Below are 24,400 nucleotides of genomic sequence, written 5' to 3'. Positions count from 1 at the left end.
ACGTTCGCACATCATCCACTTACTGGGCGGGCTTGTAAATCTGGTCGAAGATGCCGCCATCGCCGAAATGTTCCGGCTGCGCCTTGGCCCATCCGCCAAAGATCGGATCGTCGATCGTGACGAGCTTGATATCCGGCAGTTGCTTCAAGAGATCCTTGGAGACGACAGATGGGTTGCTTGGGCGATAGAAGTGCTTGGCCGCAATATTCTGACCCTCGTCGGAGTAGAGATATTGCAGATAGGCCTCTGCCACCTTGCGCGTACCCTTGGCATCGACATTGGCGTCAACCACGGCCACCGGCGGTTCCGCCAGGATCGAGATCGGCGGGACGACGATATCGAAGGCATTTTCGCCAAATTCCTGGCCCGCAAGATAGGCCTCGTTTTCCCATGCCAGCAGAACATCACCGATCTGACGCTGTGCGAAGGTGACTGTCGAACCGCGAGCACCGGTATCGAGCACCGGGGCGCGCTTGTAGAGATCGCCGACATAGGCCTTGATCTTTTCCTGGTCGCCCTTGAATTCTTCATTCGCCCAGGCCCAGGCCGCGAGATAGTTCCAGCGTGCGCCACCCGACGTCTTGGGGTTTGGCGTGACGATCTGCACATCGCCCTTCACCAGATCACCCCAATTGTGGATGCCTTTCGGGTTGCCCTTGCGGACGAGGAAGACGATGGTGGACGTATAGGGCGAAGAATTATGCGGCAGACGGGTGCGCCAATCGGGATTGATCTTGCCGCTGTTCTTGACGATGGCGTCGATATCGCTCTGGAGCGCCAGCGTGACGACATCGGCCTCGAGACCGTCGATGACCGAGCGGGCCTGCTTGCCCGAGCCGCCATGCGACTGCTGGATGCTGACATCCTCACCCGTATCGGCCTTCCACTTCTTGGCGAAGGCCTCGTTGAAATCCTTGTAAAGCTCGCGCGTCGGATCATAGGACACGTTCAAGAGCTTTGTGTCGGCCAGTGCCGGCCCGACTGCACCCAATGTGACTGACAGGCTGAGCGCAATGGCGCTGAGGCTGGAAAGAAATTTCGACATCACTACCCTCCTGGATGCGTACGGCTTCACAGTAGCGTTTAAGAACTTACGGTCAATCAGCTGCGATTTATTCGCAAAAGTGTTTCCCTGCGGCATGCTACGGCAATAAGAAAAACGCCGCGATGCGAAAGATCGACGCAACAACTCATGCGCGGAAATCCCTCAACGCGCAAAACCAGTTCGCAATCTTGCCCTCTTTGACGACTTCTTGCACGCAAAAATTATGTTACCGGAATGGTATTGCGCGAAAATGGGCTGGTCGCCGACGACCTCAAACGAAAGAATGAGAACAGCACCCAGCAATATTCTACAAAAATTACAGAAAATATCTTGATCCTCTTGCAATTCGAGACGGTTGAGGTTTTATTGCCAGGATTGGTTTGGGAGCTATCTTGTCCTCTTGGGAGTCTTTTGCGCGTAACGTCGTCGCAGGAGAGATATTTGCTCGCGAGCGACCGACAGAAGCACGCGCGTTTCTGTAAAAGATGACGCCTTTCGAAGATTATCGAGACAGTAAAGTTTCGGAATCGAGAAATGACGATCAACACGCCTCCGCAGACCCTTTCCCTACAGGATGTGAGCTCGCTCGATGCGACCTTGAAGGATCTTTCCCTTGCGGAGAGACTGGCCTTCGTCGCGGGTCTTGGATCGCGTTCAGTCTTTACGACCAGCCTCGGCATCGAAGATCAGGTGATTACCGCAGCGATCGGCACGCATCGTCTGCCGATCGACGTGGCGACGCTTGAGACCGGGCGTCTCTTTGCCGAAACCGTCCGCCTGATCGACGAGACCGAAGATCGGTATGGGATCACCATTACCCGTTTCCATCCCGAACAGGACGACATCGACGCCTATGCGGCGAAATACGGGCTGAACGGCTTCTATGAAAGCGTGGAAGCGCGTCACGCCTGCTGCCATGTGCGCAAGCTCATTCCGCTTGCCAAAGCGCTTGAAGGCGCCGGTTTCTGGATAACCGGCCTGCGCCGGGGGCAATCAGGCAATCGAGCCTCAACGCCGTTTGCCGAGTATGATGCCGAGCGCAACCTCATCAAGATCAACCCGCTTGCGGACTGGGACATCGATGCGATCAAGGCCCATGTCGCGGCGGAGAATATTCCCGTCAATCCTCTCCATGCACGCGGTTACCCGTCTATCGGCTGTGAGCCCTGTACCCGCGCCATCAAGCCCGGCGAACCAGAGCGTGCCGGTCGCTGGTGGTGGGAAAATGACGAGAAGCGCGAATGCGGTCTGCATGTGGCTGAAGCCGCGCAAAGCTCGATCAGTCCCGCCCCACAAAACTAACAGTTCAATTCAGTACATTGCCGGAGTTTAAAATGTCCAATGCAGTTCCGGAAACGGAAGGCACCAGCGTCAGCACACCCAAGCAGCCGCTCGATCCCCATCTGAAAGCCCTCGAAAACGAAGCCATCCATATTTTTCGTGAAGTTGCCGCAGAGTTCGAGCGTCCCGTGATGCTCTACTCCATCGGCAAGGATTCCTCCGTGCTGCTGCATCTGGCGCGCAAGGCGTTCTTTCCGGGCCGCATCCCCTTCCCGCTTCTGCACGTCAATACCGGCTGGAAGTTCAAGGAAATGATCGAATTTCGCGACAATATCGTCAAGGAATACGATCTGGATCTGATCTCGCACACCAACCCGCGTGGTGCTGCAGAGAATGTGACGCCATTTACCCATGGCTCTGCGCTCTACACCGACATCATGAAGACGGAAGCACTGCGTCAGGCGCTCGACGCCGGCAAGTTCGATGCCGCTTTCGGCGGCGCGCGCCGCGACGAGGAAGCCAGCCGCGCCAAGGAGCGCATTTATTCCTTCCGCACGCCCGACCACAAATGGGACCCGCGCAACCAGCGTCCGGAACTCTGGAACATCTATAATGGCATGGTGCGCCAGGGCGAGAGCGTGCGCGCCTTCCCGCTCTCCAACTGGACGGAAGTCGATATCTGGCGCTACATCCAGGCGGAAAACATCCCGCTTGTTCCGCTCTACTACGCCAAGGAGCGCCCCTATATCGAGCGCGATGGCATGATGATCCTGGCCGAAGACGAACGGCTGGAACTGCAGCCCGGCGAAGAAGTGAAATATGATTCGATCCGCTTCCGCACACTCGGCTGCTTCCCGCTGACGGGCGCGATCCATTCCGAGGCCACGACGCTGGACGAGGTCATCGCCGAGCTTGAGATCGCCACCGTCTCCGAACGACAGGGCCGCGCCATCGACCGCGACCAGTCGGGTTCCATGGAAAAGAAAAAGCGCGAGGGCTACTTCTGATGACACAGACCTCCACGGCGCAATCCGCCACCATCCTGCCCTTCGTCGAGCCGGCGAAAGCCGTCAAGGATACAAGACCGCTTCGCCTCATCACCTGCGGCAGCGTGGATGACGGCAAGTCGACACTGATCGGCCGTCTGCTCTGGGACACCAAGGCGGTGAAGGAAGACCAGGCCGCAACGCTGAGACGCGACAGCGGTAAGCAGAACGACCTCGGCCTCCCCGATTTCGCGCTGCTTCTCGACGGTCTCCAGGCCGAGCGCGAACAGGGCATCACCATCGATGTCGCTTATCGCTATTTCGCCACCGACAAGCGTGCCTTCATCGTCGCGGATACGCCCGGACACGAGCAATATACCCGCAACATGGCAACCGGTGCCTCCACCGCCGATCTTGCGGTGCTTCTGGTGGACGCCCGCACCGGAATTCTGGAACAGACGCGCCGTCACGCCACGATCGCGGCGCTGATGGGCATTCGCCAGTTCGTGCTCGCGGTCAACAAGATCGACCTGACCAATTACGACAAGGCCGGTTTTGAGCTGATCGCGCACGACTTCAAGGAATTTGCTCTGTCGCTCGGCATCAAGCAGATCGTCGCCATTCCGATGTCGGCGCTGAAGGGCGAGAATGTCGTTCTCTCCGGCAAGGCCTCCATGCCTTGGTATGATGGCCCGACGCTCGTCGAGACGCTGGAGCTTGCAACGGTTCGCTCCACCCAGACAGGCGGCTTCCGCCTGCCCGTTCAGCGCGTCTCTCGCCCAGGCGAAAGCTTCCGCGGCTATCAAGGCACCGTGGCTGGCGGCGCTGTGAAGCCTGGTGACTCTGTCGTCATCCTGCCATCGGGCATGGTGGCCAACGTCAAGCAGATCGTCACCTTCGATCTGGTGCGCAATGCTGCCGTTGCCGGTGACGCGATCACGCTGGTTCTCGATCGTCAGGTCGATGTCTCGCGCGGCGACATGATCGTGTCCATCGACGCCCAACCCCAGACGGGTCTCGCTTTCGACGCGCAGATCGTCGCACTGCAGCCGGGTGGCATCGAGCCGAACAAGCGCTACTGGCTCAAGAGCGGCAGCCGCCGCCAGCGCGTCAGCGTTCAGCCGGTCACCCAGTTGGACCTGAAAAACGGCCACTGGCAGGCCCATGCCGAAACACTGCCGATGAACGCCATCGGCAAGGTACGCCTGAGCTTTGACGAAACGGCGATTTTCGACCCTTACGAGCAGAACCGCTCCACGGGCTCCTTCATCCTGATCGATCCGGACACCAACAACACGGTGGCGGGCGGCATGATTGTCGGCAAGCGTAGCGACACGGGCAAGATTTCCGACGGCGAACGCGTCATCCTCTCGCTCCCCGCCGATCTTGCGGAAGCGCTGCTCGCTGGTGAATTGCTCGCGTCCAGGCGTGATGAGATCGAAATTCGAAGGACGAATGCAAAATCCGCATCCAGACTTCTGGACGAGCTGGAATAAACGAAAAGGCGCCGGATTGTCCCGGCGCCTTTTTCGATTCCATGATCGTCTCTGTGGTGCTTAGAACACAAACATCCAAAGCAGAACGACGACAAAAAACGGGACGCCCAGCGCCCACAACAGCAATCCTTTTAGCATGACATCTCCTCCTGTTTGTCGAGGGGAAAACGTCTGCGACTTCTGCGTGTTCCAAAAAGAATCGATATCTCCCATACCCGATGGATGCAACTGTCCGGCAAACCTATTGTTGGATGCCACAGAAGGAGAAGCGACTCGTACGTCGCAGGCATTAAATGCGCTACGCAACACGGCGCTATGGATTGTGTTCGCGCGGATTATCACGAACCCCAGAGCAGCAGCGCGCGTCCCACCTATTATAATCGACGCATCGTGCTTTTCCGAAAATCGAATCCGATTCTGTAGCAGATGTCAGGTTGGCGAGGATCTAAAGAGCCAAACAAGTCCAGCGCGGTTGAGAATATCCAACAAGTCGCACTGGTCTTGCTTGGTTCATGAGGTGATTATGCAATTCTCCGGACAGAGAATTTTGCACCTTCAATGTTTTGAACACCCAGAGTGTTGCCGTCTGCGCCGAGCGACAGCAGATCGACCATGTCCCGGCCGTTCCACTTCATAGCTCCCGCTCCGTTGGCCATTGGGAACCATGCACCTGCGGGCGCACCGCCGACACTGAATGAATAGTTGTTGGAAAACGTGATTTCTTGTCCAGTGTCTGTTTGCCAACTTCCAACCAAAGGACCGATCTTCGGGAAGAATTTTTCAGTTCCAGGCATGTTGGTAATAACGCAGGCGATGCGATCTGGGCGACCTGGACGAGTAATGGTAGCGACCAGACGATACTCATGAGAAATCGCCTTGAATAATCCGAGCCACTGGCCCGGATGGAAGACAGAGCAATGACTATGGCCATCGTCGTAGCAGGCGATTACGTGGTAGTTATAGCGCGCAGCCTGATGAAGCTTCTCCAACAATGGCGGCAAGGCGCTAGGCTCGAAATGCTCCAGTACGTCAGCGGAGACGCACACGTCGCCTTGCGGAATTTCGTCCTTCAGAACGTCGGCCGTTCTAAATTGAACGTTGTCCGGAATAACCGAAAGTTGAGGAGAGCGCGCCCAGTCCAAGCCAATTACATTCGGGACCATAGGGGAAATCTTGCGTAGAAATCGACCGTTGCCGCAACCGACCTCGATGACCAATCCAGGCCTCGTCGATGCGACGACATCGCAATGATCGACCAGCCAGTTATTGTCCTGATAGCCACGGTCAAAATCATGCAGCTTTTGATAATCGGAGGCACTGCGATTTTTGTGCGCAAGCGTCGGATCCGTACCAGCGGCGTATCCGGATATCAGCATTTCCGACTCAACCTGGCCTTTCAACTCCGGTGCTTGCATGGCGGTGATAGCCATATTTGCATAGGCTGAGTAGGCTGAACGGATTGTTTCTGCGAGAACGGTCTCACCGACACTGGCAGCCATGGCGCCGCCATAGAGAGACTTCGACACCGCTATCGCTTGGCCCAAATTCTGAGCAGCGTTGCGCGATTGAGCGCCCGATGTGTCACCGGATTGTTGCTGCAGCCGGGTTGCGAGTTCTACCGCTTGCGTGGCGACTGTACGAAGGTGGCTGTTCTCTGATTGTGCGCTTTTGAGAGCGGACCGTAGCTGCTCATTCTCCTGCAGGAGAGTTGCGTCATCCGATGCGGGTTGAGCCTGAACGCCAGAGATACTTGCAAGCACACGGCCAACCTGTCGTTGTACCGTTGCGGTGTCGTAGATGGAGAAGCAGCACTGCTCCAAGTAGTAGTATAAATACTGCGCCGCGCGAACCGAAGTGTCCGGAAGCTCCGCCGCGAAGGCAACCTCCAACTCTTGAAGTGAAGTGATCGGGGTCGTTGCAAGCTCATATTCACTGGCAGCGAAAGAGAATACCGGCTTTGCGTACATCAAAGCCTCCATGCCAACGCCCGAATTGGCTACGATCACAGATCGGCATCCATTCAGATGCTGATGGATTGATGCGTTGGAAATAATAACCGATGGAAAAGCCTTTTGAATTTCGTGAAGAACCTCGGCAACTTCCTGAGAGCGACATAGTGGATGACGCTTCACCACGAGCGGATAGCCACTCTCTTCCGCCAGCTCTGCGGCCTTCACCATGACATCGAAGGGGTTGATACGGCAAAACTCGCTGACAGGATCGTCGATCAGTTGCAATGGAAAATATACATATGGCTTATCGACGTAAAACTCTTCCGACGACTGACTGTACTTAGAGACGTTTTTGCGCTGGAGTTCTTCTCTCAGGTGCGAGACATAGGCGCGACTGATGCTTGGGTCCAGCGATTGCATACGAGCCAGGTGAGGTGCCGGAAACTTCGCAAGTGAACTCCAGCCCGAAAAGCCATTCGCATCAACCGAGTACCAACCCGCAATCGGCGTTTCCTTGATCCGCCAGACATTTGGCTCTGTACCAATCGAGTGATAGGAAAACACCACGCCATTCGGCCGCGCAAGGCGTGCTACATGATGCATACCATGCGCCACGGGCTTGAGGTGGACATCCAAGTGATGGGACGCGAGCACGGTGCAAAGCTGCGCAAACATCGCCCGATGACGCTCGCCATCTAGAACCGAGGGAAACCAAGTCGTCGGAACTTCAAGATCGACTGGGATTCTCTGCAATCTGACTTCACCCATCGGCAGATCGGCAGACGCTGACGCGAGAGGGGAGTTCAACTTCATTATCGCTTCCATAAACAACTTCTCCATCCGCGAGATACCAACGCAGTTAACAGACCAGCCTTGCACAGGACTGGCGACATGCGTTCATCAAATGAACTGATCGAGATAGGTGGAAACGTCGAAGCCGGCATCGCCGCGTTTCATCGGCTCCCCAAAGTTCGGGTCCATTCGCAACCATGCATGAGGACCGCTTTCGCTGGCGGGTATCTGCCGTGTCAAACGTCCCTTCAGACTTGCCGGCAACAGGTTGACGATCTCGTCGGTAAGCATCGGGTCGACAATGACCGGCTGGAGGCTGTAGGCTTCCGCCTCTTTGGTGGCGACGAACAGGCCGGCCAGTTTCTTGATCGTGTCCGGCGAAGAGCCTGAAATCGGCAGGTTCGCGTAAGCCGACATGCGGTGGTAGAGGATGTAGGCCTCCGGCCAATTCCCGGTTTCGATATGCAGCCTGAGTGCGACGCCCTGGCGGTTGATCATGAACTCCATCAGCTTTCGCATAAACTCCTCACGTTCGAAGGAGGATGGCGTTTTATCGCGCCACATCAGCGATGCGAGGTATTCCAGCCCGCCGCGATAGGTGTCCCACTGGAACATGCATTCATTGTTCCCCTGCTGCATGCGTGGGTCGTCGGACACGGCTGTCACACGCGCGAATGGCTCGGGCATGAATAGGATGTCGGTCTTGTCTAGGGCCCGTCCGGTATAGAGATAGGCCCAGAAAATGAAGGGCGTCGCACTGGAGATCGATTTTGCCAAAACGTCGCGGCGAACGATCAGGAATTCCGGGAATGCGTGATTGGCGAAGATGAAATTGAGAAAGGCGGAGTAATCACCTTGCGAGATCCGCGTGGGCCCAGGGACGCGGTAGAAGGGCCCGACGTCTCGTTGTCCACCGCGCGCATCCACCAGCATCCACGGTGCCTGCACCATGCCGATACCAGGATCGCGCTCCATGATCTCTACATATTCCTTGACCTTTTCCGGGATCAACAGGTCGTCATCGCCGAGAAACACGGCATAGCGCCCACGGGCGCGGCGCATGGCGAAGGCGTAATTGCTGATAAAGCCCGAATTCTTCACCCGGCGATAGGCATTGATCTCGGGGATACCCTCGAGAGACTGGATATAGGCCGCAGTGTTATCCGTCGAACAATCGTCGACGAGGACGATTTCGAAAGGCACCTGCAGTTCCCGGAATCGCTCCAGATGGAAAGACACATTCCGCTCCAGCAGGAACTGGCGATTATAGGTGGGAACACAGATAGACAGAAGAATTTCAGAATTCGACATCGCGACGACCGCCTGCAAACAACGATGACATCGACCAACAGGACGAATTCTCCTTGGGGCAGGAACACGGCTTCAACGCCTCAACTGCCGGGGAAATTCGCAAAGCCCGAAGACGGATGCGGATTGATCTTTGGTCCGACCCACCCTCTTTCGCCCCGTAACAAAAGCGGGAAGACGGATCATCAAGACAGCCATAGCGCGTCCGGCTTTTGCGAAACTTATGGTCCGGTTTTCATGCATTTTCGCTGATCTGCAATCGCGGTAGCCCTTGCAGATGCGGCGACATTTGAGGATTCGATTAAAAACGACCGCCCTGCTTGGGAGTTCCGCCCTTACCTTTTCCTTATTGGGTGCTGCCCAATTCGCAATCGAAATCCTACGTCGATCAGCCCTAGATCAGGGTCCGTTCAACAAAAGTGAATTTCATGGCACACGGCGAACTCTCACTGGTCGATCTGAATGATCGCATTCTTCTTGGCGGGAAAGTGCGGGAAGAGCATGTCTGGTCCTATGTCAAACTGAGCGAAAGTCCCCTCTCAAACCGGCATGACCCATCCAGCAAGCGCTTCGGCGCCCTACTGGATGCCGGCGCAATCCTCGAAGCCCTCCTTTTTCTGGCGCAAGACCTGACCTCGCCAGCCGAGCTATGCTCGTTTGAACGGGTCCGCCATGGCTGGATTTGCGCTGCGGCGGCAAAGCCGCCGTCGAAGCCGGTCAAGGCACTGCATCAGACGCTTGAGGGAGCGATCTTTCTCACCTTGTTGAAGCTCTCCAGCGCAACCACCCGCCCCGGCATTCCTTCCAAACAAGGCGCAATATCGTGAGCACACCACTTCTGAACGGCGTCATCACGCCTCTCATCACTCCGTTTCGGGGAGGCGAGATCGATTATCTCGCCTTCGACCACCTCGTCAAATGGCAGGTGGAACAAGGCATAGCGGGCCTTCTTCTGCATAGCCTGACGGGGGAAGGCCCGACGCTATCGGCCAGCGAACGGCGCGCTCTGATAAGCCGCGCTGTGCAGCTCAATAGAGGCCGCGCGGTCATCATCGTGCAGACCGGCACCTATTCGACGGGAACGACAATACGCCAGACCGAAGAAGCGCATGAACTGGGTGCAGATTTCGCACTCGTCGTACAGCCCTATTACAACCGGCCAACGCAGAAGGGCATCATTCACCACTTCGAGCAGACCGCCCGCGCGACCCGTATCCCACTCATTCTCGACAACGACCCGCAGCATGCAGGCGTCGCGATGAAGGTTGAGACGATCGAAACGCTCCTGCAGATCACGAACATCGTCGGCATTCTCAAGGATACGTCGGATGCGCGCACGGCGCCGTCTCCGTACGAAGCCATATTTGGACGGCCCCTCCATATGACCGGGGGAGAAACAAGTTCCCCCCTCATGCACCGACAGCGCGCCTGCTGCATCTCACCCGTGGCGAATGTCATACCCGATCTTATCGTACGTATGCAGCAGCTGGGTCAGGAAGGCGACGCCACTGGTTTCGGCGTCCAGTTGAAACGGATCATCGAACTCGCCGCCGCTTTGGAAAATGGCGGCGATGTGGCCTGGCTGAAATATGCCGTTTCCTGTCTTCGCGGGATCGATAACGCGGCGCGGTTGCCATTGACGCCGGTCGATCCCGAGGCCGCCAGATCGGTCGAACGCTCCCTGCGCAGTCTTCGTGTTCTGCGGCGTCAGCGCTTTGCCAGCTCACTGGTTCAGGAAGCGCGCGTTGCAAGAGCCGTCTTGCAGCCTGCCATCTCGGCCGAAGCCCTGATCTCGAAATCATACTCATCGATCCTGTGAGGACAGCATGACCCTACCGCTTGGAATGTACTACCGGCTTCGTGAAGAACGGCAGAAAAAGGAAAACGAGGCGCTGCTGCAGCACAGTCGCCCTCGCCCGAGACGCGAATCCGAAGGCATCATGTTTCTTCGGCTCATCGCCGTGACAGGGGGACTGCTGCTTGCGGTCTCGCTCATCATGCAATCGGTTCAATGACAACCCAAACACCAAGACCACCTGGAGCATCAGAAAGAAGATGTCGCAAATGCTGCGCAACGCAACACTCACGCAAAGAGCTCGACCATTGCCGTGTCGTTTCCTTGTCGGCCCAAGTCGCAACGGTCGCTGGATCGTCGCGGACCGTATGGGCCTTGTCGGTGGCCTCTTTACCAATCGTGAAGCCGCCCTGCACTTCGTCAAAGTCGAAAGTGCCGACGTTGCGCCAATCGACATTTCCGTCGCGGAAGTCTCGCGACTGGAATTAGCCGACCTCTTCTCCCCCGCCGAAGAGCTGAGAGGAACACGACAGTGACCATGATTTCCGGCGGAAAAATACAGCCCGATCACAAGAGCATTCTCGCGCTGACCCTCCATGCCTTAGCGGAAATCTTCGCGATTGCGGTGATCGCCTCGCTCGCCATCGGCCTCGTCGTCGCGCCGACGATCTATCTGGCGATACGGTAATCCCAATGAGACAAGACCTGATTGGTTATTGCCTTGAGAGTGGTTTCGTCGACTGGACGCTGCTGACAAGCTGCAGCGCCTACCGCAAGATGCTCTCCGAGAGCTTCTGCCGCGCTGAAGAGCGGCAGGAACGTGCCCACCGCCTGACAGCCATCCACGATTTCGAAAGCCTATACTGGGATGCGATCGACATGGCACGGAGCATGGGCTCCGACGGACACTTCCTGAAAGAACCTCATATCGGCGTCCTGCCATCATCGGGCCAACAGAGATACTATATCATCTGGTCGGATGACGATCACGGCAGCATCTTCGTCATTTCACCGGTGGAGATGCCATGGCTGGGCAAACCGCAAAAGCGCTAGGCCGCAGACGCCTGGATATTGACGTGCGACGACAATGAATGCTTCGTCCAAGACACGATAAGTGTTTGAGGCATTGTGATAATAGTCTGCTTTGATTTGGAAGAGTGTCCAGATCGGACAGTGTCAAGCTGGTCGGAGTGAGAGGATTCGAACCTCCGACCCCGTCGTCCCGAACGACGTGCGCTACCAGACTGCGCTACACTCCGTGACCAGCGGCGTTTCTATAGACCAGCATCCGGTTCTCGACAAGCGGCGGTTACGAAAATTTTATGACGTGCGCTTCGCAAAGAAACGAAGGTGTTAGGCGGCGCAGGGATCGTTACAAAAAAGCAATTGTGGCAAGAAATTTTGCGCAAAGCTTCACTTGGCGCTGCCCAGTTCCTGTAAATCTGTTAGGGGAACGCATTTCCCGGCGACGATGCCGGACAGGCACAAAGGACCTTTCACCATGCGTTTGCGCATCGCACTGCTCGCGGGCCTCTCCATCGCCCTCTCCGCTTGCACCACCACGCCCTCCATCGCCACGAAGAGCCCGGTCGAGACCCGCTGGGTCGGCCAGTCGGCTGGCATCTTCTTTGCAAAATTCGGTCCGCCGCTGAGCGATGTATCTAACGGCAGCAGCACGACCTACACATGGCGCGGCGGCTACAAGAAGGCGAAGATCCCGGCGAAGTATGAGGAAAAAGACGGCAAGCGTGGCCGGCAGATCTCTCCAGCCCGCAGCGCTTCCCTGTCGTGCACCGTGCAGTTGACCGTCGATTCGAGCTACAAGATCAGCTCGATCCGCACCGTGTCCGATCGCCCGGGCGTCAACGGTCCGAGCTACTGCGCGGAATTCCTCGCCAGCGAATAAAGGCTGGATGCCATCCAAGCATGGAACCGCCCGCCTGATTTCGTCAGGCGGGTTTTCTTTTTCGCGGCGAAAAACGCAGCTTATCGACGCTTGAGGTGCCCTGCATGCCAGTCATGCAAAAATGCATACCTCTCGACTAAACCGATTAAATTTAGTCATAGCTTTAACATCGCTGTCTCAACCAGAGCGAAACGGCACTGCCTATGTCCCCGGAAACGCTGGCAAAATGCCTCAGCAGCAATTTGTCGCACCGTGTCTGGCATCCGGCACTCACATCTCCCTGACATCAAAATGAACGATTTCGGCCACGGCTTGACCATGTTGTGACATGGCGGTCGATAGTCTATTGCGGCGCACAAAATCTGATGAAGCGCAATAATTAAGGTAGAGACGTGATCAAAAACGATAAGGGCAGCACACTGCCAACCGAATTTTCCCACGACACCTTCACTATGAACCGCCGTCAGGTGCTCGGGACCGCGTTCGCGGGCCTTGCTGCCGCCGCTTTCCCCAGCGTTCCGGCTTTGGCGCAATCGGCCGACAAGAAAGTCGATGTGCTTCTGATTGGTGGCGGTATCATGAGCGCGACGCTCGGCATCTGGCTGCGCGAACTCGAGCCGAACTGGTCGATCCAGATGCTCGAGCGTCTGGATGCGGTGGCTCTGGAAAGCTCCAACGGTTGGAACAATGCCGGCACCGGTCACTCTGCACTTGCGGAACTGAACTACACGCCAGAAACGGCCAATGGCGGCATCGATATTTCCAAGGCGATCGACATCAACGAGTCCTTCCAGATCTCTCGTCAGTTCTGGGCCTGGCAGGTGCGCAATGGCGTTTTGAAAAACCCGCGTTCCTTCATCAACCACACGCCGCATATGAGCTTCGTCTGGGGCGATGAGAACGTCGCCTATCTCGAAAAGCGCTTCGAGGCGCTGAAGGCGAGCCCGCTCTTTGCCGGCATGCAATACTCCACCGATCCGGAGCAGATCAAGAAGTGGGTGCCGCTGATGATGGAAGGACGCGATCCTTCACAGAAGATCGGCGCGACATGGTCGCCGCTCGGCACCGATATGGAGTTTGGCGAAATCACCCGCCAGTTCGTCTCTCACCTGAAGAGCACGCCGAATTTCGACCTGCAGGTTTCGAGCGAAGTCGATGCCATCGAGCGCAACTCCGATGGCTCGTGGCGTGTCAGCTACACCAATTCGGCGAACAGCTCCGAGCACACCATCGATGCGAAATTCGTCTTCATCGGTGCAGGCGGCGGCGCGCTTCATCTGCTGCAGATGTCCGGCATTCCGGAAGCTGAAGATTACGGCGGCTTCCCCGTCGGCGGCTCATTCCTGGTGAACGAGAACCCGGATGTCAGCATGCTGCATCTGGCCAAGGCATACGGCAAGGCGTCGGTCGGCTCTCCGCCCATGTCCGTGCCGCATCTCGACACGCGCGTCATCGGCGGCAAGCGCATCGTGCTGTTCGGACCGTTCGCAACCTTCTCCACCAAGTTCCTGAAGGAAGGCTCCTATTTCGACCTTCTGACATCTACGACCATGAGCAACATCTGGCCGATGATGCAGGTCGGTGTCGAGGAATATCCTCTGGTCGAATATCTGGCAGGTCAGTTGATGCTGTCCGATGAGGACCGCATCGCGGCACTGCGCGAATATTTCCCCAAGGCCAAGGCGGATGAGTGGCGCCTGTGGCAGGCGGGCCAGCGTGTGCAGATCATCAAGCGCGACCCGGAAAAGGGCGGCGTTCTGAAGCTCGGCACGGAAGTGGTTGCCGCCAAGGATGGCAGCATTGCAGGCCTGCTCGGCGCTTCACCGGGCGCCTCCACAGCCGCACCGATCATGCTTGGCGTGCTGCAAAAGGTCTTCAAGGACAAGGTGGCTTCGCCAGAGTGGCAGGCGAAACTCCGCGAGATCGTTCCAAGCTACGGCACGAAGCTGAATGCGGATCCGGAGAAAGTTCAGCAGGAGTGGGACTATACCGCCGAATACCTGCAACTCCCGACACCGCCGCGCATCGACGTGAGCGCGCTGAGCACATCGGCTCCGGCCGACGCGCCGGTTAAGAAGACGCCGGATATGGCGCTCTGATCGAAGCGACGCATCGCTTTTTCAAAAGCCGCGTACCCTATGGGCGCGGCTTTTTCTTTTGCCCGGAAAAAGAGCCCGGCGCGAAGGAAACCAGAATCTGAGCAAGCCTTAGCATCCGGTCAGCACCTGCATCCGCTCCGCGGTCCACCGTCAAAAATGAAAGAAAAAATGGCTGGGGCGCCAGGATTCGAACCTGGGAATGCCGGTACCAAAAACCGGTGCCTTACCGCTTGGCGACGCCCCAACGAAGCAGGTGGGCGAAACGCCACTGCCTGAACGGCGCCTGATTAGCAAAGCATGGCGGCAGCGGCAATCATTAAGTTTGGGCTGGTCCAGATTTCTTGTGGGTGCTGATCGATCTTCGTGTTAGGTCGTGAACCATCAGCATGACACGCATTAGACCCCAAGCGGTTTCGCGATGAGCCGATGCGCGACAAAACAGCGTGAGGTGTGTCGCGACCTTGACGGATCGCGTTTCGCTTTCCAGGCATTGTGAAGAGCTTTCGAACCATGGCAGACCCTGCATTCGATCTTGAATTTCAACCGGCCTATGGCACGGCGGTGAAGGTGGCGGAGAATGTTCAGCGGCTGACCGTCAACAATCCGTCAGCCTTCACCTTCCACGGCACCAACAGCTATATCGTCGGCGGTCATTCGGTGGCGGTCATCGACCCGGGGCCGGAGGATGAGGCTCATTTTCAGGCGCTGATGCGTGCGCTGGAAGGCCGTGAGGTGACGCATATCTTCGTCAGCCATACGCATCGGGATCACTCGCCTTTGGCGAAACGGCTTAAAGCAGCGACCGGCGCGATAACCGTGGCCGAAGGGCCGCATCGCGCGGCGCGACCGTTGCACGAAGGCGAGCGCAATCCTTTCGCGGAAAGCGCCGATAGCGATTTCGTCCCGGATCTGGCGCTTGGCGACAATGAGAGCGTTACCGGCGATGGCTGGGCGCTGACCGCGCTTCACACGCCGGGCCACACCGCCAATCATGCTGCCTTCGCGCTGGATCGCGATGGCATCGTCTTTTCCGCCGACCACGTGATGGCCTGGGCAACCACGATTGTTGCACCACCGGATGGCGCGATGAGCGACTATATGGCGTCGCTCGACAAATTGCTCGAACGGGATGACAGGCTTTTCCTGCCCGGCCATGGCGGCCCGGTCAACGATCCGGCAGCCTTCATGCGCGGGCTTCGCACCCATCGCCGCATGCGGGAAAAGGCCGTGCTGACAAGGATCAAGGCAGGCGACCGGACGATTGCAGAGATGGTCAAGGTGATCTACCGCAGCACCGATCCGCGCCTGCATGGCGCAGCGGCGCTTTCCGTTCTCGCCCATATCGAAGATCTGATTGAAAAAGGTTTGGTTGAGACGGATGGTCCGCCGTCGCTGACCGGTATCTATCTGCCGAGACAGGGGAATGCATGAGCGCCGCCTATAGCTATCGCAACGACCCTTCCGTTCCGGACTTCCCCGACGACAAGCCGCTGATCATTTTCGATGGTGAGTGCGGGTTCTGCTCTCGGGATGTCGATTTCGTTCTTCGTCATGACAAGCAGGGGCTGTTTCGCTTCACGCCGGCGCAATCTCCGCTGGGCACCGCGCTGATGCGCCATTACGGTTTCCGCACGGATGATTACGAGACGAGCTTGCTCATCGAAGCCGGCGTCGCTCACATCTATTCCGACAGCGTGCTACGCGTGGTCGAACTGCTTGGCGGCATGATGGGGATGACAGCGACGGCGATGCGCCTTGTGCCACGCTTCATTCGCGATGGCGTCTACCGTGTGGTTGCTCGAAACCGCATGAAGATTGCCGGACGACGGCAGACGTGCCGGGCACCGACGCCGGAAGAGCGCGAGCGCTTTCTATAAGCGCGGCCCGCTTTTAGTTATCGTTGAGACCCTGCATTTCAGCATCCAGCGCATCGAGATAGCTATCGGCGATCTTCTTGCCCATGCCGAGATCATGCGGGCCGAAGCGCGAGGCGACGCGCACGTCGACCAGCGTTGTCTCGGTATCTTCGCGCAGGCGGATCAGCACATCAAAACGTGCGCCCCAGATCAGCGTGCGCATATCTCCCTGCATCATGACCGTGCCGCTGCCATTGAAGAAGGTCGGCGCCGGCGCTTCCGCCGGGCGCGCCAGTGGTACAGGCACGATGGCGGGCAAGTCTTCGACGGGGGTGTCTGCCGCACCGTCATGGACGTCCTGCTTCGGGGCACCCGGCTGCGCGTCCGGCAAGGCGCCGATCAGACCGTCGGTGTGCAAGATGCGGATGTGCTGGGCTTTCGCCACCTTCCGGGCGGCGGTGTAGACCCGGTCGATCGCACCCTCGTAGCGGTGGCCGAGGAAGCCGGGATAGGCCTCCATCTGCGCATCGCGATCGGCCTTGGAGACGGCGGCCGGGCGCGGCAGCCATTGCTGGTTTGCCGAGAGGATCGACAGCCAGTTTGGAACATCGGCCGTGTCGGTCGTCACATCGTAAATTTTCGGGTTCTGCCAATAGAGGAAGCCGCCATAGGCGACCACGCCAAGCGGAATGGCAGAAAGCAGCAAGGCGTAAAGCGACCACACCCCGCCCCTTGCGCCGACAGACCAGAGACGCTGAAGACCAATGAGGGCAAGCACGACAGACACCGCAGCAATGCCAGCGGAAATCAGGGTCAGCGCAATGAAGTCCGGCGTCGTCAGCGGACCGAAACGGTGCAAGGGTGCTGCAATCAGAAAGAGCAGCAGCGCCGCAAGGCCGAGATAGCGGGAGAGATAGGCCGCATGGGAAACGGGTCTAACGAAACGCACTGTCATGAAGCAGCACCCGCATACACATGCATTGCCAAAAAGCGCCCCAGAGAGATTTGTCTGCCTGAATCACCGATACCGGGTTGTCATAGAGCGTTTTCGAGGGAAATGGAATCGCTCCACCCGCTTTGCTTAACCGGGTACCGCAACCTTTCCCGAAAGCGGGACTTTTACACATCACCAATTGGGCGTATCAGAGCAAGAAAACGCCAAGCTGGGATCAGGGCTTCCAGAGGAGTGATGACTATGCGTGTTTCGATCGTTCTCGGTTCACTTGCCGCCATGCTGGCGCTGACCGCCTGCCAGACGCTGACACCGGAAGAGCGCCGCGCGCGCGACGAAGCGACCTGCCGCGGCTATGGCTTCCGCCCGAACACCGACCAGATGGCGCGCTGCCTTCTGGACCTTGATCTCGACCGCCGCGCCGATAATCGTGCGTGGCAGGCGCAGGTCAACCGCGACATGTTCTGGTCGCCGGTTGTCGTCGAGCGGCGCGTCATCGTCGAAAACCGCTAACTCCGACCTTAAAGCGCGACCACCTTCTTAGGAGAGGTACTCGGCTGCTTTTCCGCCTGGGATAGTGTGGCCTGGGCAGCCGCCAGCCGTGCGATCGGCACGCGGAAGGGCGAGCAGGATACGTAGTCCAGCCCGACATTTTCGCAGAAATCGATGGAGGTCGGATCGCCGCCATGCTCGCCGCATATGCCGAGCTTGAGCTCCGAGCGCGTTTGCCTGCCACGCTCCGCCGCAATGCGGATCAGCTCCCCTACCCCGTCGAAATCCAGTGAGACGAAGGGGTCGCGCTCGATGATGCCCTTGCGCTGATAGGTGTTCATGAAGCGCGCGGCATCGTCACGCGAAATCCCGAAGGTGGTCTGCGTCAAGTCGTTGGTGCCGAAGGAGAAGAATTCAGCGGCTTCGGCGATGACATGGGCGCGAAGAGCGGCACGCGGCAGCTCGATCATCGTGCCGGTCAAATATTCCAGCGTCATGCCGGTTTCGGCCGCAACTTCCGCTGCAACGCGGTCGATCACACCACGAACGTAATCCAATTCCGAACGGAGGCTGACAAGCGGCACCATGATTTCGGGCACCACGGGGGCGCCCGTCCGACGCGCGGCTTCCACCGCTGCCTCGAATATGGCGCGAGCCTGCATCTCGGCAATTTCAGGGTAGGAGATCGCCAGGCGGCAACCGCGGTGGCCAAGCATGGGGTTGAATTCGTGCAGCGCATCGAGCCGCTGGCGGAACAGAGTCTGCGGCATGCCCATGGCGGCGGCCACTTCGACAATCTCGCCGTCGGTCTTCGGCAAAAACTCGTGCAGCGGCGGATCGAGCAGGCGGATCGTCACCGGCATGCCATGCATGATTGAGAAGAGCTCGGTGAAATCCTCGCGCTGCATGGGGAGCAACTGGTCGAGTGCGGAGCGTCTGCCCGCCTCATCCTCGGCAAGGATCATTTCGCGCATCACATGAATGCGCTCGCCTTCGAAGAACATGTGCTCGGTACGGCAAAGGCCAATGCCTTCGGCACCGAAAGCGCGGGCTGCACGCGCATCGGCTGGCGTATCTGCATTGGTGCGCACCGTCATGCGGCGCGCGCCATCGGCCCATTCCATCAGCTTGCCGAAATCGCCGGAAAGCTCCGGCTGCGTCATCGGCACTTCGCCCCTCAGCACGCGACCGGACGATCCATCGATGGTGATGACGTCACCCTTGCGCAGCATGCAGCCGATGCCGATCAGCACGCCATTGCGCAAATCGACGCGCATGGAGCCAGCGCCGGTGACGCAAGGGATACCCATGCCGCGTGCAACCACCGCCGCATGGCTCGTCATACCGCCGCGGGTGGTGAGAATGCCCTCCGCCGCATGCATGCCATGAATATCTTCGGGGCTGGTTTCCATGCGCACCAGTATGACGCGGCGACCTTCCGCCTTGGCGGCAACCGCTTCTTCGGCGCTGAAAACAATCTCTCCGGATGCGGCGCCAGGGGACGCCGGAAGGCCGGAGCCGATAATGGGTCTTTCGATGGAGGAATCGATCGTCGGGTGCAGCAACTGATCGAGCGATGACGGATCGATCCTGCAGACCGCTTCATCGGCGGTGATCAGGCCTTCCTCGACCATATCGACCGCGATCTTCATGGCAGCGCGCGTCGTGCGCTTGCCGCAACGGGTCTGAAGCATCCAGAGCTGCCCGCGCTCGATAGTGAACTCCATATCCTGCATGTCGCGGTAATGGGTTTCCAACTGCTTGCAGATCGCGAGGAATTCCTGAAATGCCTCTGGCATCAGCTTTTCCATCGACGGCTTGTCTGAGCCGGATGCAAGACGTGCCGCTTCGGTGATGGATTGCGGCGTACGGATACCGGCGACGACATCCTCGCCCTGCGCGTTGACGAGGAACTCGCCGTAAAGTTCCTTCTCCCCCGTCGAGGGATTGCGGGTGAAGGCAACGCCGGTGGCGGAGGTGGAGCCGAGATTGCCGAACACCATGGCCTGAACGTTCACTGCCGTCCCCCAGTCGCCGGGGATATTGTGCAGATGGCGGTAGGTAACCGCGCGTGTGTTCATCCAGCTTGAAAAGACAGCGCCGATCGCGCCCCAGAGCTGAACTTCGGTATCCTGCGGAAAGGGTTCATCCAGCTCGTCTTCGACCAGTTGCTTGTAGCGCGATACCACATGCTGCCACTCGTCGGCGGACAGTTCCGTATCGTATTCGTGGCCGAGGCGACCCTTCTCGTCCTCAAGGATTTCCTCGAAGACTTCATGGTCAAGACCCATGACGACGTCGGCATACATCTGGATGAAGCGGCGATAGCTATCCCATGCAAAACGGGCGTCGCCGGAATCCTCGCAGAGCGCCTGCACCGTCTCGTCATTGAGACCCAGATTGAGGACGGTATCCATCATGCCGGGCATGGAGGCACGCGCACCAGAGCGAATGGAGATCAGGAGTGGGCGCGGACCTGCACCGAATTTGCGGCCGGTCATCACTTCCATCCCGGCAATGCCGCTTGAAACCTGGAGCTTCAGATCATTGGGGAGTTGGCGTCCACCCTGGTGGTAGCGACCGCAGACTTCGCTGATAATGGTAAAGCCGGGCGGAACAGGCAGGCCAAGACTTGCCATTTCGGCAAGATGCGCACCCTTGCCTCCCAATATGGCAACGTCACCAGCACGGCCTTCGGCAGCACCGTTGCCGAAGGTATAAACCCATTTCTTCATTATACGCTCTCCACCCAGAAGCGTTCTTGTTTTTCAACCCATTATAGCATTGTCACACTGTTGGGAACGCCAGAGAACACAAGATGACAGTGCAGTGCAGCATAATTGCGGCACTCGGAGAGCGATGGGGTGTGGCGCTTTCGAAATCCGAACGACTCAGCGATCAGATTTTTTAGACGGCTTCCGCCAGCCTTTCAGCCATTTGCAGATCGACCGAAACCAGCTGCGAGACGCCCTGCTCTGCCATGGTGACGCCGAAGAGGCGATCCATCCGGGCCATGGTGATCGGGTTATGGGTGATGATGACGAAACGGGTTTCGGTAGAGGCCGCCATTTCATCCATCAGGTTGCAATAGCGCTCGACATTATGGTCATCAAGCGGCGCATCCACCTCGTCCAGCACGCAGATGGGGGCCGGATTTGTGAGGAAGACGGCGAAGATCAGTGCCATTGCGGTTAAGGCCTGCTCGCCGCCGGACAGGAGCGTCATGGTCTGCGGCTTCTTACCCGGTGGGCGGGCCAGAATTTCCAGCCCCGCTTCGAGCGGATCGTCGGACTCGATCAGTTGCAGCTCCGCCGTGCCGCCGCCGAAGAGATGGGTGAAGAGCCGCTGGAACTGGGTGTTGACCACATCGAATGCAGCGACCAGACGCTCACGACCCTCGCGGTTGAGATTTTGAATACCAGCACGCAGCTTCCTGACGGCATCGATAATGTCGTCCCGCTCCTTGATGAGGGCGGCAAGCTTGGCGGAGAGTTCCGCCTGCTCCTCATCAGCGCGCAGATTGACCGCGCCAAGACGTTCACGCTCGATCTTCAACCGGTCGAGATCGCGCTCAACATCGCGCACTTCCGGCAGCGGCGCGCCCGGTGCCAGGCCCGTGAGACGCAGCGCCATATGGGGTTCGACGTTCAAAGCCTCGCGAATGCGGTGCTCGCTTTCCTGCCGCTTCTCGCGGGCGGACACCAGTCGCTCTTCAGCGCGGCCACGCTTTTCGCGCGCTTCCGCCAGTTCGGAGAGCGCCGTCGCGGCAGCCCGGTCCGCATCCCGCTGGAGATTTTCGGCCTCGACCAGACGGTCTGCCGCGGCACGGCGCGCCTCCTCCATCTTCTGCAACTCGCTCAGCAGGTTGCGGCGCTTCTCGTCGAATTCCTCAGGCGCGCTATCGAGTTCCGCCAGCTCTTCGCGCGCTTCCTCCTCGCGCTCGCGTAGCGTGGCGATGTGGTCCGCAGCACTTGCAGCGCGGGCGGCCCAGGTGGCGCGTTCCTGTGCAATGGCATTGACGCGGCGCTGGCGGGCATCTGCCTCCCGGCTCAAGCCTTCATGGCGCGCGCGTGCCTCTGCCAGAAGGCTGCGATCGGTTGCGACCTCAAGCTGGCTGTCGCGCAAGCGTTCATCGAGGCTGGAGAGATCTGCGCTGTCTTCGAGCTCGATCCGGGCATTCTCTTCCTGAACCGCGATTTCCTCGATCTGGCCGCCGATCTGGTTGAGAGCCTCGGAGACGACATCGCGACGGCGAAGGAGATCGCCGGAGGCACGCTCCGCCATAGAGAGCGCATCACGCGCTTCGGTCAGTTGACGGGCAGCAAGACGGCTGCGCTCGCGCGCTTCATTCAAGCTCGCCTCCGCCATACGGATCGCATCCGCCGAGACGGAAAGCCGCTCCTGCGCCTCTTCCAGCACGAACCGGGCTTCATCGATTTCGCTCTCTATCTCCGCAAGGCGGTTCTTCTGTGCCAGCCGAAGGGCCGCACTTCCCGGTGCGTCTGCGCTTGCAACATGACCGTCCCAGCGAAACAGCGCGCCGTCTTTCGTGACCAGGCGCTGGCCAGGCTTCAAGAGCGGCATCAGTCGCTGACCCTCTTCGACGCTCGCAACGATACCGATCTGGCGAAGACGACGCTTCAAGGCGTCGGGGCCGGCGACGTGCGATATCAACGAGGAAAGGCCCTGTGGCAGGGTGGGATCGTCTGCGCCTTCGCCATTTGCTGTCCAATAGGTGGGGGCGGTTCGATCCAGAGGGCTTTCCAGATCGTCACCAAGGGCTGCACCGAGAGCTGCCTCGAAACCACGATCCACCTTGAGATCGTCCGCCACTGGCGTGAAGGAGCCGGAAGCAGCACCGGCGGCCAGCATTTTGGCGATGGTACGTGCTTCGGTTTCCAGCGCGTTGAGACGATTGCGGGCCACATCGACGGGTCCGCGTGCCAAAGCCTCGGCTGAACGGGACTCAGCCACCGCTGTCTCCGCATCCTCGGCTGCAATCAGCGCGTCTTCCGCCGCCATTTCCGCCGCTTCCACGCTTTCGCGTTTTTCGGCGGGATCGGGCAATTCAGCGAGCTTGTCATCGATTGTTTCGATTTCGGAAGCAGCCTCGGAAGACTGGCGTTCCAGACGCATCTTGCGGTCGGCAAGGTCACGAATGGAGCGTTCGAGCTGAGCGCGAGACGCCGCAGCCTCCGCACGTTCTGCCGTCAGCGCGGCAAAGACCCGCTCGCTTTCGGAAAGCTTGGCCGCAGCCTCCTCGAAAGCCTCTCGCGTTTCCTCGGCGTAGCGACCCGAATCGGCCAGGATGTCGAGAAGCTCGGCTTCTTCCGTATCAAGGCGAGAGAGAATGTCGGCATTGTCAGAAACGAGCCGCTCTTCGCGCTGAATATCCTCGCCAAGTTGCGAAAGGCGGCGCGCCAGTTCATCGCGGCGGCGTAGCAGACGATTGGCCTCGTCATCCAACTGGGTGCGGGCGATCTGCAATCTTTGCAAAGCGGCGGCGACCCTCGCTTCATTCTCGCGCAGTTCGGGAAGCTTGAAGCTGGCGACGCCCTGCTCTTTTGCCGCTTCCATCTGTCGCTGCGCCTTTTCGGCAACCAGATTGGTGGCGATGTTCAGCGCATTGTCGGCTTCGCGCTCTGCCTCGCTGGCATCCACCCAGCGGATATGCAGAAGTGTGGCTTCGCGGGCGCGGATATCGGCAGAGAGCATCTTGAAGCGGTTGGCCTGACGAGCCTGGCGCTTCAGGCTCTCAATCTGGCTTTCCAGCTGTGCCGTCACATCCTCAAGCCGTTCCAGATTGGTTTCGGCGGCACGCAGGCGCAGTTCCGCCTCATGGCGACGCGAATGCAGGCCGGAAATGCCCGCCGCCTCTTCCAGCAATTGCCGGCGTGCCTGCGGCTTGGCATTGATTAACTCGCCGATGCGTCCCTGCCCCACCATGGAGGGCGAGCGTGCGCCGGTGGAGGCATCGGCAAACAGAAGCTGCACATCCTTGGCGCGGGCTTCCTTGCCGTTGATCCGATAGACCGAGCCGTTTTCGCGCTCGATGCGGCGCGTCACCTGGATTTCGTCCGCATCGTTAAAGGCCGCGGGCGCGGTGCGATCGGAATTATCGAGATAAAGGCCGACTTCTGCGGTGTTGCGCGCAGGACGATTGCCGGAGCCGGAGAAGATCACGTCATCCATGCCGGATGCGCGCATGTTCTTGTAGGAGTTTTCGCCCATCACCCAGCGAAGCGCTTCGACCAGATTGGACTTGCCGCAGCCGTTCGGTCCGACAACACCGGTCAGGCCTGGCTCGATGATGAATTCCGAAGGTTCCACGAAGGACTTGAAACCGAGCAAGCGCAGCTTGTTGAACTTCATGCCGCTGCCTCGGCCTGTCGGTGGCAAGACATCAAAACGGGCGCGCGGAAATCTCCGGCGCCCGTCAG

At 58.7% G+C, this 24,400-nt stretch carries 20 protein-coding genes and 2 tRNA genes; 14 read left to right on the top strand and 8 right to left on the bottom strand.

What is annotated here, in order from left to right:
* Positions 1 to 19: 19 nt before the first annotated feature.
* Positions 20 to 1,045: a sulfate ABC transporter substrate-binding protein gene (locus tag ACTJKV_RS03405; RefSeq protein ID WP_062425847.1), complete on the bottom strand. Its 1,026-nt coding sequence runs from the start codon at positions 1,043 to 1,045 to the stop codon at positions 20 to 22.
* 534 nt (positions 1,046 to 1,579) lie between these two features.
* Here ACTJKV_RS03405 and ACTJKV_RS03400 point away from each other — a divergent pair.
* The 3 genes from ACTJKV_RS03400 to cysN are packed head-to-tail and all read left to right on the top strand — an operon-like array spanning position 1,580 to position 4,808.
* Positions 1,580 to 2,347, top strand: coding sequence for a phosphoadenylyl-sulfate reductase (locus tag ACTJKV_RS03400; protein ID WP_274103894.1), 768 nt, complete (start codon positions 1,580 to 1,582; stop codon positions 2,345 to 2,347).
* 32 nt (positions 2,348 to 2,379) lie between these two features.
* On the top strand, positions 2,380 to 3,333 hold the full coding sequence (gene cysD / locus ACTJKV_RS03395; protein ID WP_062425850.1) for a sulfate adenylyltransferase subunit CysD: 954 nt from the start codon (positions 2,380 to 2,382) through the stop codon (positions 3,331 to 3,333).
* Complete coding sequence (gene cysN / locus ACTJKV_RS03390) at positions 3,333 to 4,808, top strand: sulfate adenylyltransferase subunit CysN (protein ID WP_062599483.1); 1,476 nt, start codon at positions 3,333 to 3,335, stop codon at positions 4,806 to 4,808. Before cysD ends, cysN begins: the two co-directional genes overlap by 1 nt.
* 521 nt (positions 4,809 to 5,329) lie before the next feature.
* On the opposite strand, the gene ACTJKV_RS03385 is transcribed toward cysN, so the two are convergent.
* Complete coding sequence (locus ACTJKV_RS03385; protein ID WP_162236278.1) at positions 5,330 to 7,573, bottom strand: capsular polysaccharide export protein, LipB/KpsS family; 2,244 nt, start codon at positions 7,571 to 7,573, stop codon at positions 5,330 to 5,332.
* A gap of 87 nt (positions 7,574 to 7,660) precedes the next feature.
* A complete protein-coding gene (locus tag ACTJKV_RS03380; protein WP_274103895.1) occupies positions 7,661 to 8,863 on the bottom strand; it encodes a glycosyltransferase family 2 protein in 1,203 nt (400 codons plus the stop codon).
* A gap of 425 nt (positions 8,864 to 9,288) precedes the next feature.
* Between ACTJKV_RS03380 and ACTJKV_RS03375 the strand changes: the two genes are divergently transcribed.
* From ACTJKV_RS03375 to ACTJKV_RS03350, 6 genes are all read left to right on the top strand, one after another.
* Complete coding sequence (locus ACTJKV_RS03375; protein WP_130977793.1) at positions 9,289 to 9,687, top strand: hypothetical protein; 399 nt, start codon at positions 9,289 to 9,291, stop codon at positions 9,685 to 9,687.
* Positions 9,684 to 10,679, top strand: coding sequence for a dihydrodipicolinate synthase family protein (locus tag ACTJKV_RS03370; protein WP_274103896.1), 996 nt, complete (start codon positions 9,684 to 9,686; stop codon positions 10,677 to 10,679). The genes ACTJKV_RS03375 and ACTJKV_RS03370 overlap by 4 nt, the downstream gene beginning before the upstream one ends.
* A 7-nt stretch (positions 10,680 to 10,686) precedes the next feature.
* Complete coding sequence (locus tag ACTJKV_RS03365) at positions 10,687 to 10,875, top strand: hypothetical protein (RefSeq protein WP_274103897.1); 189 nt, start codon at positions 10,687 to 10,689, stop codon at positions 10,873 to 10,875.
* Positions 10,876 to 10,963: 88 nt separating this feature from the next.
* Positions 10,964 to 11,191, top strand: coding sequence for a hypothetical protein (locus ACTJKV_RS03360; protein ID WP_207774028.1), 228 nt, complete (start codon positions 10,964 to 10,966; stop codon positions 11,189 to 11,191).
* Positions 11,188 to 11,343, top strand: a complete 156-nt coding sequence (locus ACTJKV_RS03355; RefSeq protein WP_153311114.1) for a hypothetical protein — start codon at positions 11,188 to 11,190, stop codon at positions 11,341 to 11,343. Before ACTJKV_RS03360 ends, ACTJKV_RS03355 begins: the two co-directional genes overlap by 4 nt.
* 5 nt (positions 11,344 to 11,348) lie before the next feature.
* Positions 11,349 to 11,708, top strand: a complete 360-nt coding sequence (locus ACTJKV_RS03350; protein ID WP_112359421.1) for a hypothetical protein — start codon at positions 11,349 to 11,351, stop codon at positions 11,706 to 11,708.
* A 129-nt stretch (positions 11,709 to 11,837) separates the two neighbouring features.
* On the opposite strand, the gene ACTJKV_RS03345 is transcribed toward ACTJKV_RS03350, so the two are convergent.
* Positions 11,838 to 11,914: transfer RNA gene (locus ACTJKV_RS03345), tRNA-Pro, on the bottom strand.
* 242 nt (positions 11,915 to 12,156) lie between these two features.
* On the opposite strand from ACTJKV_RS03345, the gene ACTJKV_RS03340 reads away from it, so the two are divergent.
* Positions 12,157 to 12,561 carry a hypothetical protein gene (locus ACTJKV_RS03340; RefSeq protein ID WP_111847948.1) on the top strand — a complete coding sequence of 135 codons (405 nt, stop codon included), beginning with the start codon at positions 12,157 to 12,159 and terminating at the stop codon, positions 12,559 to 12,561.
* A 452-nt stretch (positions 12,562 to 13,013) separates the two neighbouring features.
* Complete coding sequence (gene mqo / locus ACTJKV_RS03335; protein ID WP_274103932.1) at positions 13,014 to 14,660, top strand: malate dehydrogenase (quinone); 1,647 nt, start codon at positions 13,014 to 13,016, stop codon at positions 14,658 to 14,660.
* A 169-nt stretch (positions 14,661 to 14,829) separates the two neighbouring features.
* Here the strand turns inward: mqo and ACTJKV_RS03330 are convergent.
* Positions 14,830 to 14,904 (bottom strand) — tRNA-Gln (locus ACTJKV_RS03330).
* Between the two features lie 266 nt (positions 14,905 to 15,170).
* Here ACTJKV_RS03330 and ACTJKV_RS03325 point away from each other — a divergent pair.
* Together ACTJKV_RS03325 and ACTJKV_RS03320 are read left to right on the top strand one after the other, a co-directional pair.
* The gene (locus tag ACTJKV_RS03325) at positions 15,171 to 16,091 is read left to right on the top strand and encodes an MBL fold metallo-hydrolase (protein ID WP_274103898.1); all 921 of its coding nucleotides are present in this window, start codon (positions 15,171 to 15,173) and stop codon (positions 16,089 to 16,091) included.
* Positions 16,088 to 16,537, top strand: a complete 450-nt coding sequence (locus tag ACTJKV_RS03320; protein ID WP_062599478.1) for a thiol-disulfide oxidoreductase DCC family protein — start codon at positions 16,088 to 16,090, stop codon at positions 16,535 to 16,537. Before ACTJKV_RS03325 ends, ACTJKV_RS03320 begins: the two co-directional genes overlap by 4 nt.
* 13 nt (positions 16,538 to 16,550) lie before the next feature.
* Here the strand turns inward: ACTJKV_RS03320 and ACTJKV_RS03315 are convergent, their stop codons facing one another.
* Entirely contained in the window at positions 16,551 to 17,471 is a 921-nt protein-coding gene (locus tag ACTJKV_RS03315; RefSeq protein ID WP_274103899.1) for a DUF1499 domain-containing protein, read from the bottom strand.
* A 240-nt stretch (positions 17,472 to 17,711) separates the two neighbouring features.
* On the opposite strand from ACTJKV_RS03315, the gene ACTJKV_RS03310 reads away from it, so the two are divergent.
* Complete coding sequence (locus ACTJKV_RS03310; RefSeq protein ID WP_062425861.1) at positions 17,712 to 17,981, top strand: hypothetical protein; 270 nt, start codon at positions 17,712 to 17,714, stop codon at positions 17,979 to 17,981.
* 8 nt (positions 17,982 to 17,989) lie between these two features.
* Here the strand turns inward: ACTJKV_RS03310 and ppdK are convergent, their stop codons facing one another.
* Both ppdK and smc read right to left on the bottom strand, forming a co-directional pair.
* Positions 17,990 to 20,695, bottom strand: coding sequence for a pyruvate, phosphate dikinase (gene ppdK / locus ACTJKV_RS03305; RefSeq protein WP_274103900.1), 2,706 nt, complete (start codon positions 20,693 to 20,695; stop codon positions 17,990 to 17,992).
* 172 nt (positions 20,696 to 20,867) lie between these two features.
* Positions 20,868 to 24,332 (bottom strand): chromosome segregation protein SMC, encoded by a 3,465-nt coding sequence (gene smc / locus ACTJKV_RS03300; RefSeq protein ID WP_274103901.1) that lies wholly within the window; start codon positions 24,330 to 24,332, stop codon positions 20,868 to 20,870.
* Positions 24,333 to 24,400: the final 68 nt, after the last annotated feature.

The sequence above is a fragment of the Agrobacterium sp. 22117 genome, assembly GCF_052045735.1.
GTDB classification, from domain to species: domain Bacteria; phylum Pseudomonadota; class Alphaproteobacteria; order Rhizobiales; family Rhizobiaceae; genus Agrobacterium; species Agrobacterium cavarae.
Note: the sequence above shows the minus strand (reverse complement) of the source record. Positions and strands in the feature narration are given on the sequence as shown.

Bases quoted from the DNA above. Each gene is read 5' to 3' on its own strand.
- ACTJKV_RS03350 (WP_112359421.1), top strand. From the start codon at position 11,349: ATGAGACAAGACCTGATTGGTTATTGCCTTGAGAGTGGTTTCGTCGAC.
- ACTJKV_RS03375 (WP_130977793.1), top strand. From the start codon at position 9,289: ATGGCACACGGCGAACTCTCACTGGTCGATCTGAATGATCGCATTCTT.
- cysN (WP_062599483.1), top strand. From the start codon at position 3,333: ATGACACAGACCTCCACGGCGCAATCCGCCACCATCCTGCCCTTCGTC.
- ACTJKV_RS03380 (WP_274103895.1), bottom strand. From the start codon at position 8,863: ATGTCGAATTCTGAAATTCTTCTGTCTATCTGTGTTCCCACCTATAAT.
- ACTJKV_RS03405 (WP_062425847.1), bottom strand. From the start codon at position 1,045: ATGTCGAAATTTCTTTCCAGCCTCAGCGCCATTGCGCTCAGCCTGTCA.
- ACTJKV_RS03320 (WP_062599478.1), top strand. From the start codon at position 16,088: ATGAGCGCCGCCTATAGCTATCGCAACGACCCTTCCGTTCCGGACTTC.
- smc (WP_274103901.1), bottom strand. From the start codon at position 24,332: ATGAAGTTCAACAAGCTGCGCTTGCTCGGTTTCAAGTCCTTCGTGGAA.
- cysD (WP_062425850.1), top strand. From the start codon at position 2,380: ATGTCCAATGCAGTTCCGGAAACGGAAGGCACCAGCGTCAGCACACCC.
- ACTJKV_RS03400 (WP_274103894.1), top strand. From the start codon at position 1,580: ATGACGATCAACACGCCTCCGCAGACCCTTTCCCTACAGGATGTGAGC.
- ACTJKV_RS03325 (WP_274103898.1), top strand. From the start codon at position 15,171: ATGGCAGACCCTGCATTCGATCTTGAATTTCAACCGGCCTATGGCACG.
- ACTJKV_RS03365 (WP_274103897.1), top strand. From the start codon at position 10,687: ATGACCCTACCGCTTGGAATGTACTACCGGCTTCGTGAAGAACGGCAG.
- mqo (WP_274103932.1), top strand. From the start codon at position 13,014: ATGAACCGCCGTCAGGTGCTCGGGACCGCGTTCGCGGGCCTTGCTGCC.
- ACTJKV_RS03385 (WP_162236278.1), bottom strand. From the start codon at position 7,573: ATGAAGTTGAACTCCCCTCTCGCGTCAGCGTCTGCCGATCTGCCGATG.
- ACTJKV_RS03340 (WP_111847948.1), top strand. From the start codon at position 12,157: ATGCGTTTGCGCATCGCACTGCTCGCGGGCCTCTCCATCGCCCTCTCC.
- ACTJKV_RS03310 (WP_062425861.1), top strand. From the start codon at position 17,712: ATGCGTGTTTCGATCGTTCTCGGTTCACTTGCCGCCATGCTGGCGCTG.
- ACTJKV_RS03315 (WP_274103899.1), bottom strand. From the start codon at position 17,471: ATGACAGTGCGTTTCGTTAGACCCGTTTCCCATGCGGCCTATCTCTCC.
- ppdK (WP_274103900.1), bottom strand. From the start codon at position 20,695: ATGAAGAAATGGGTTTATACCTTCGGCAACGGTGCTGCCGAAGGCCGT.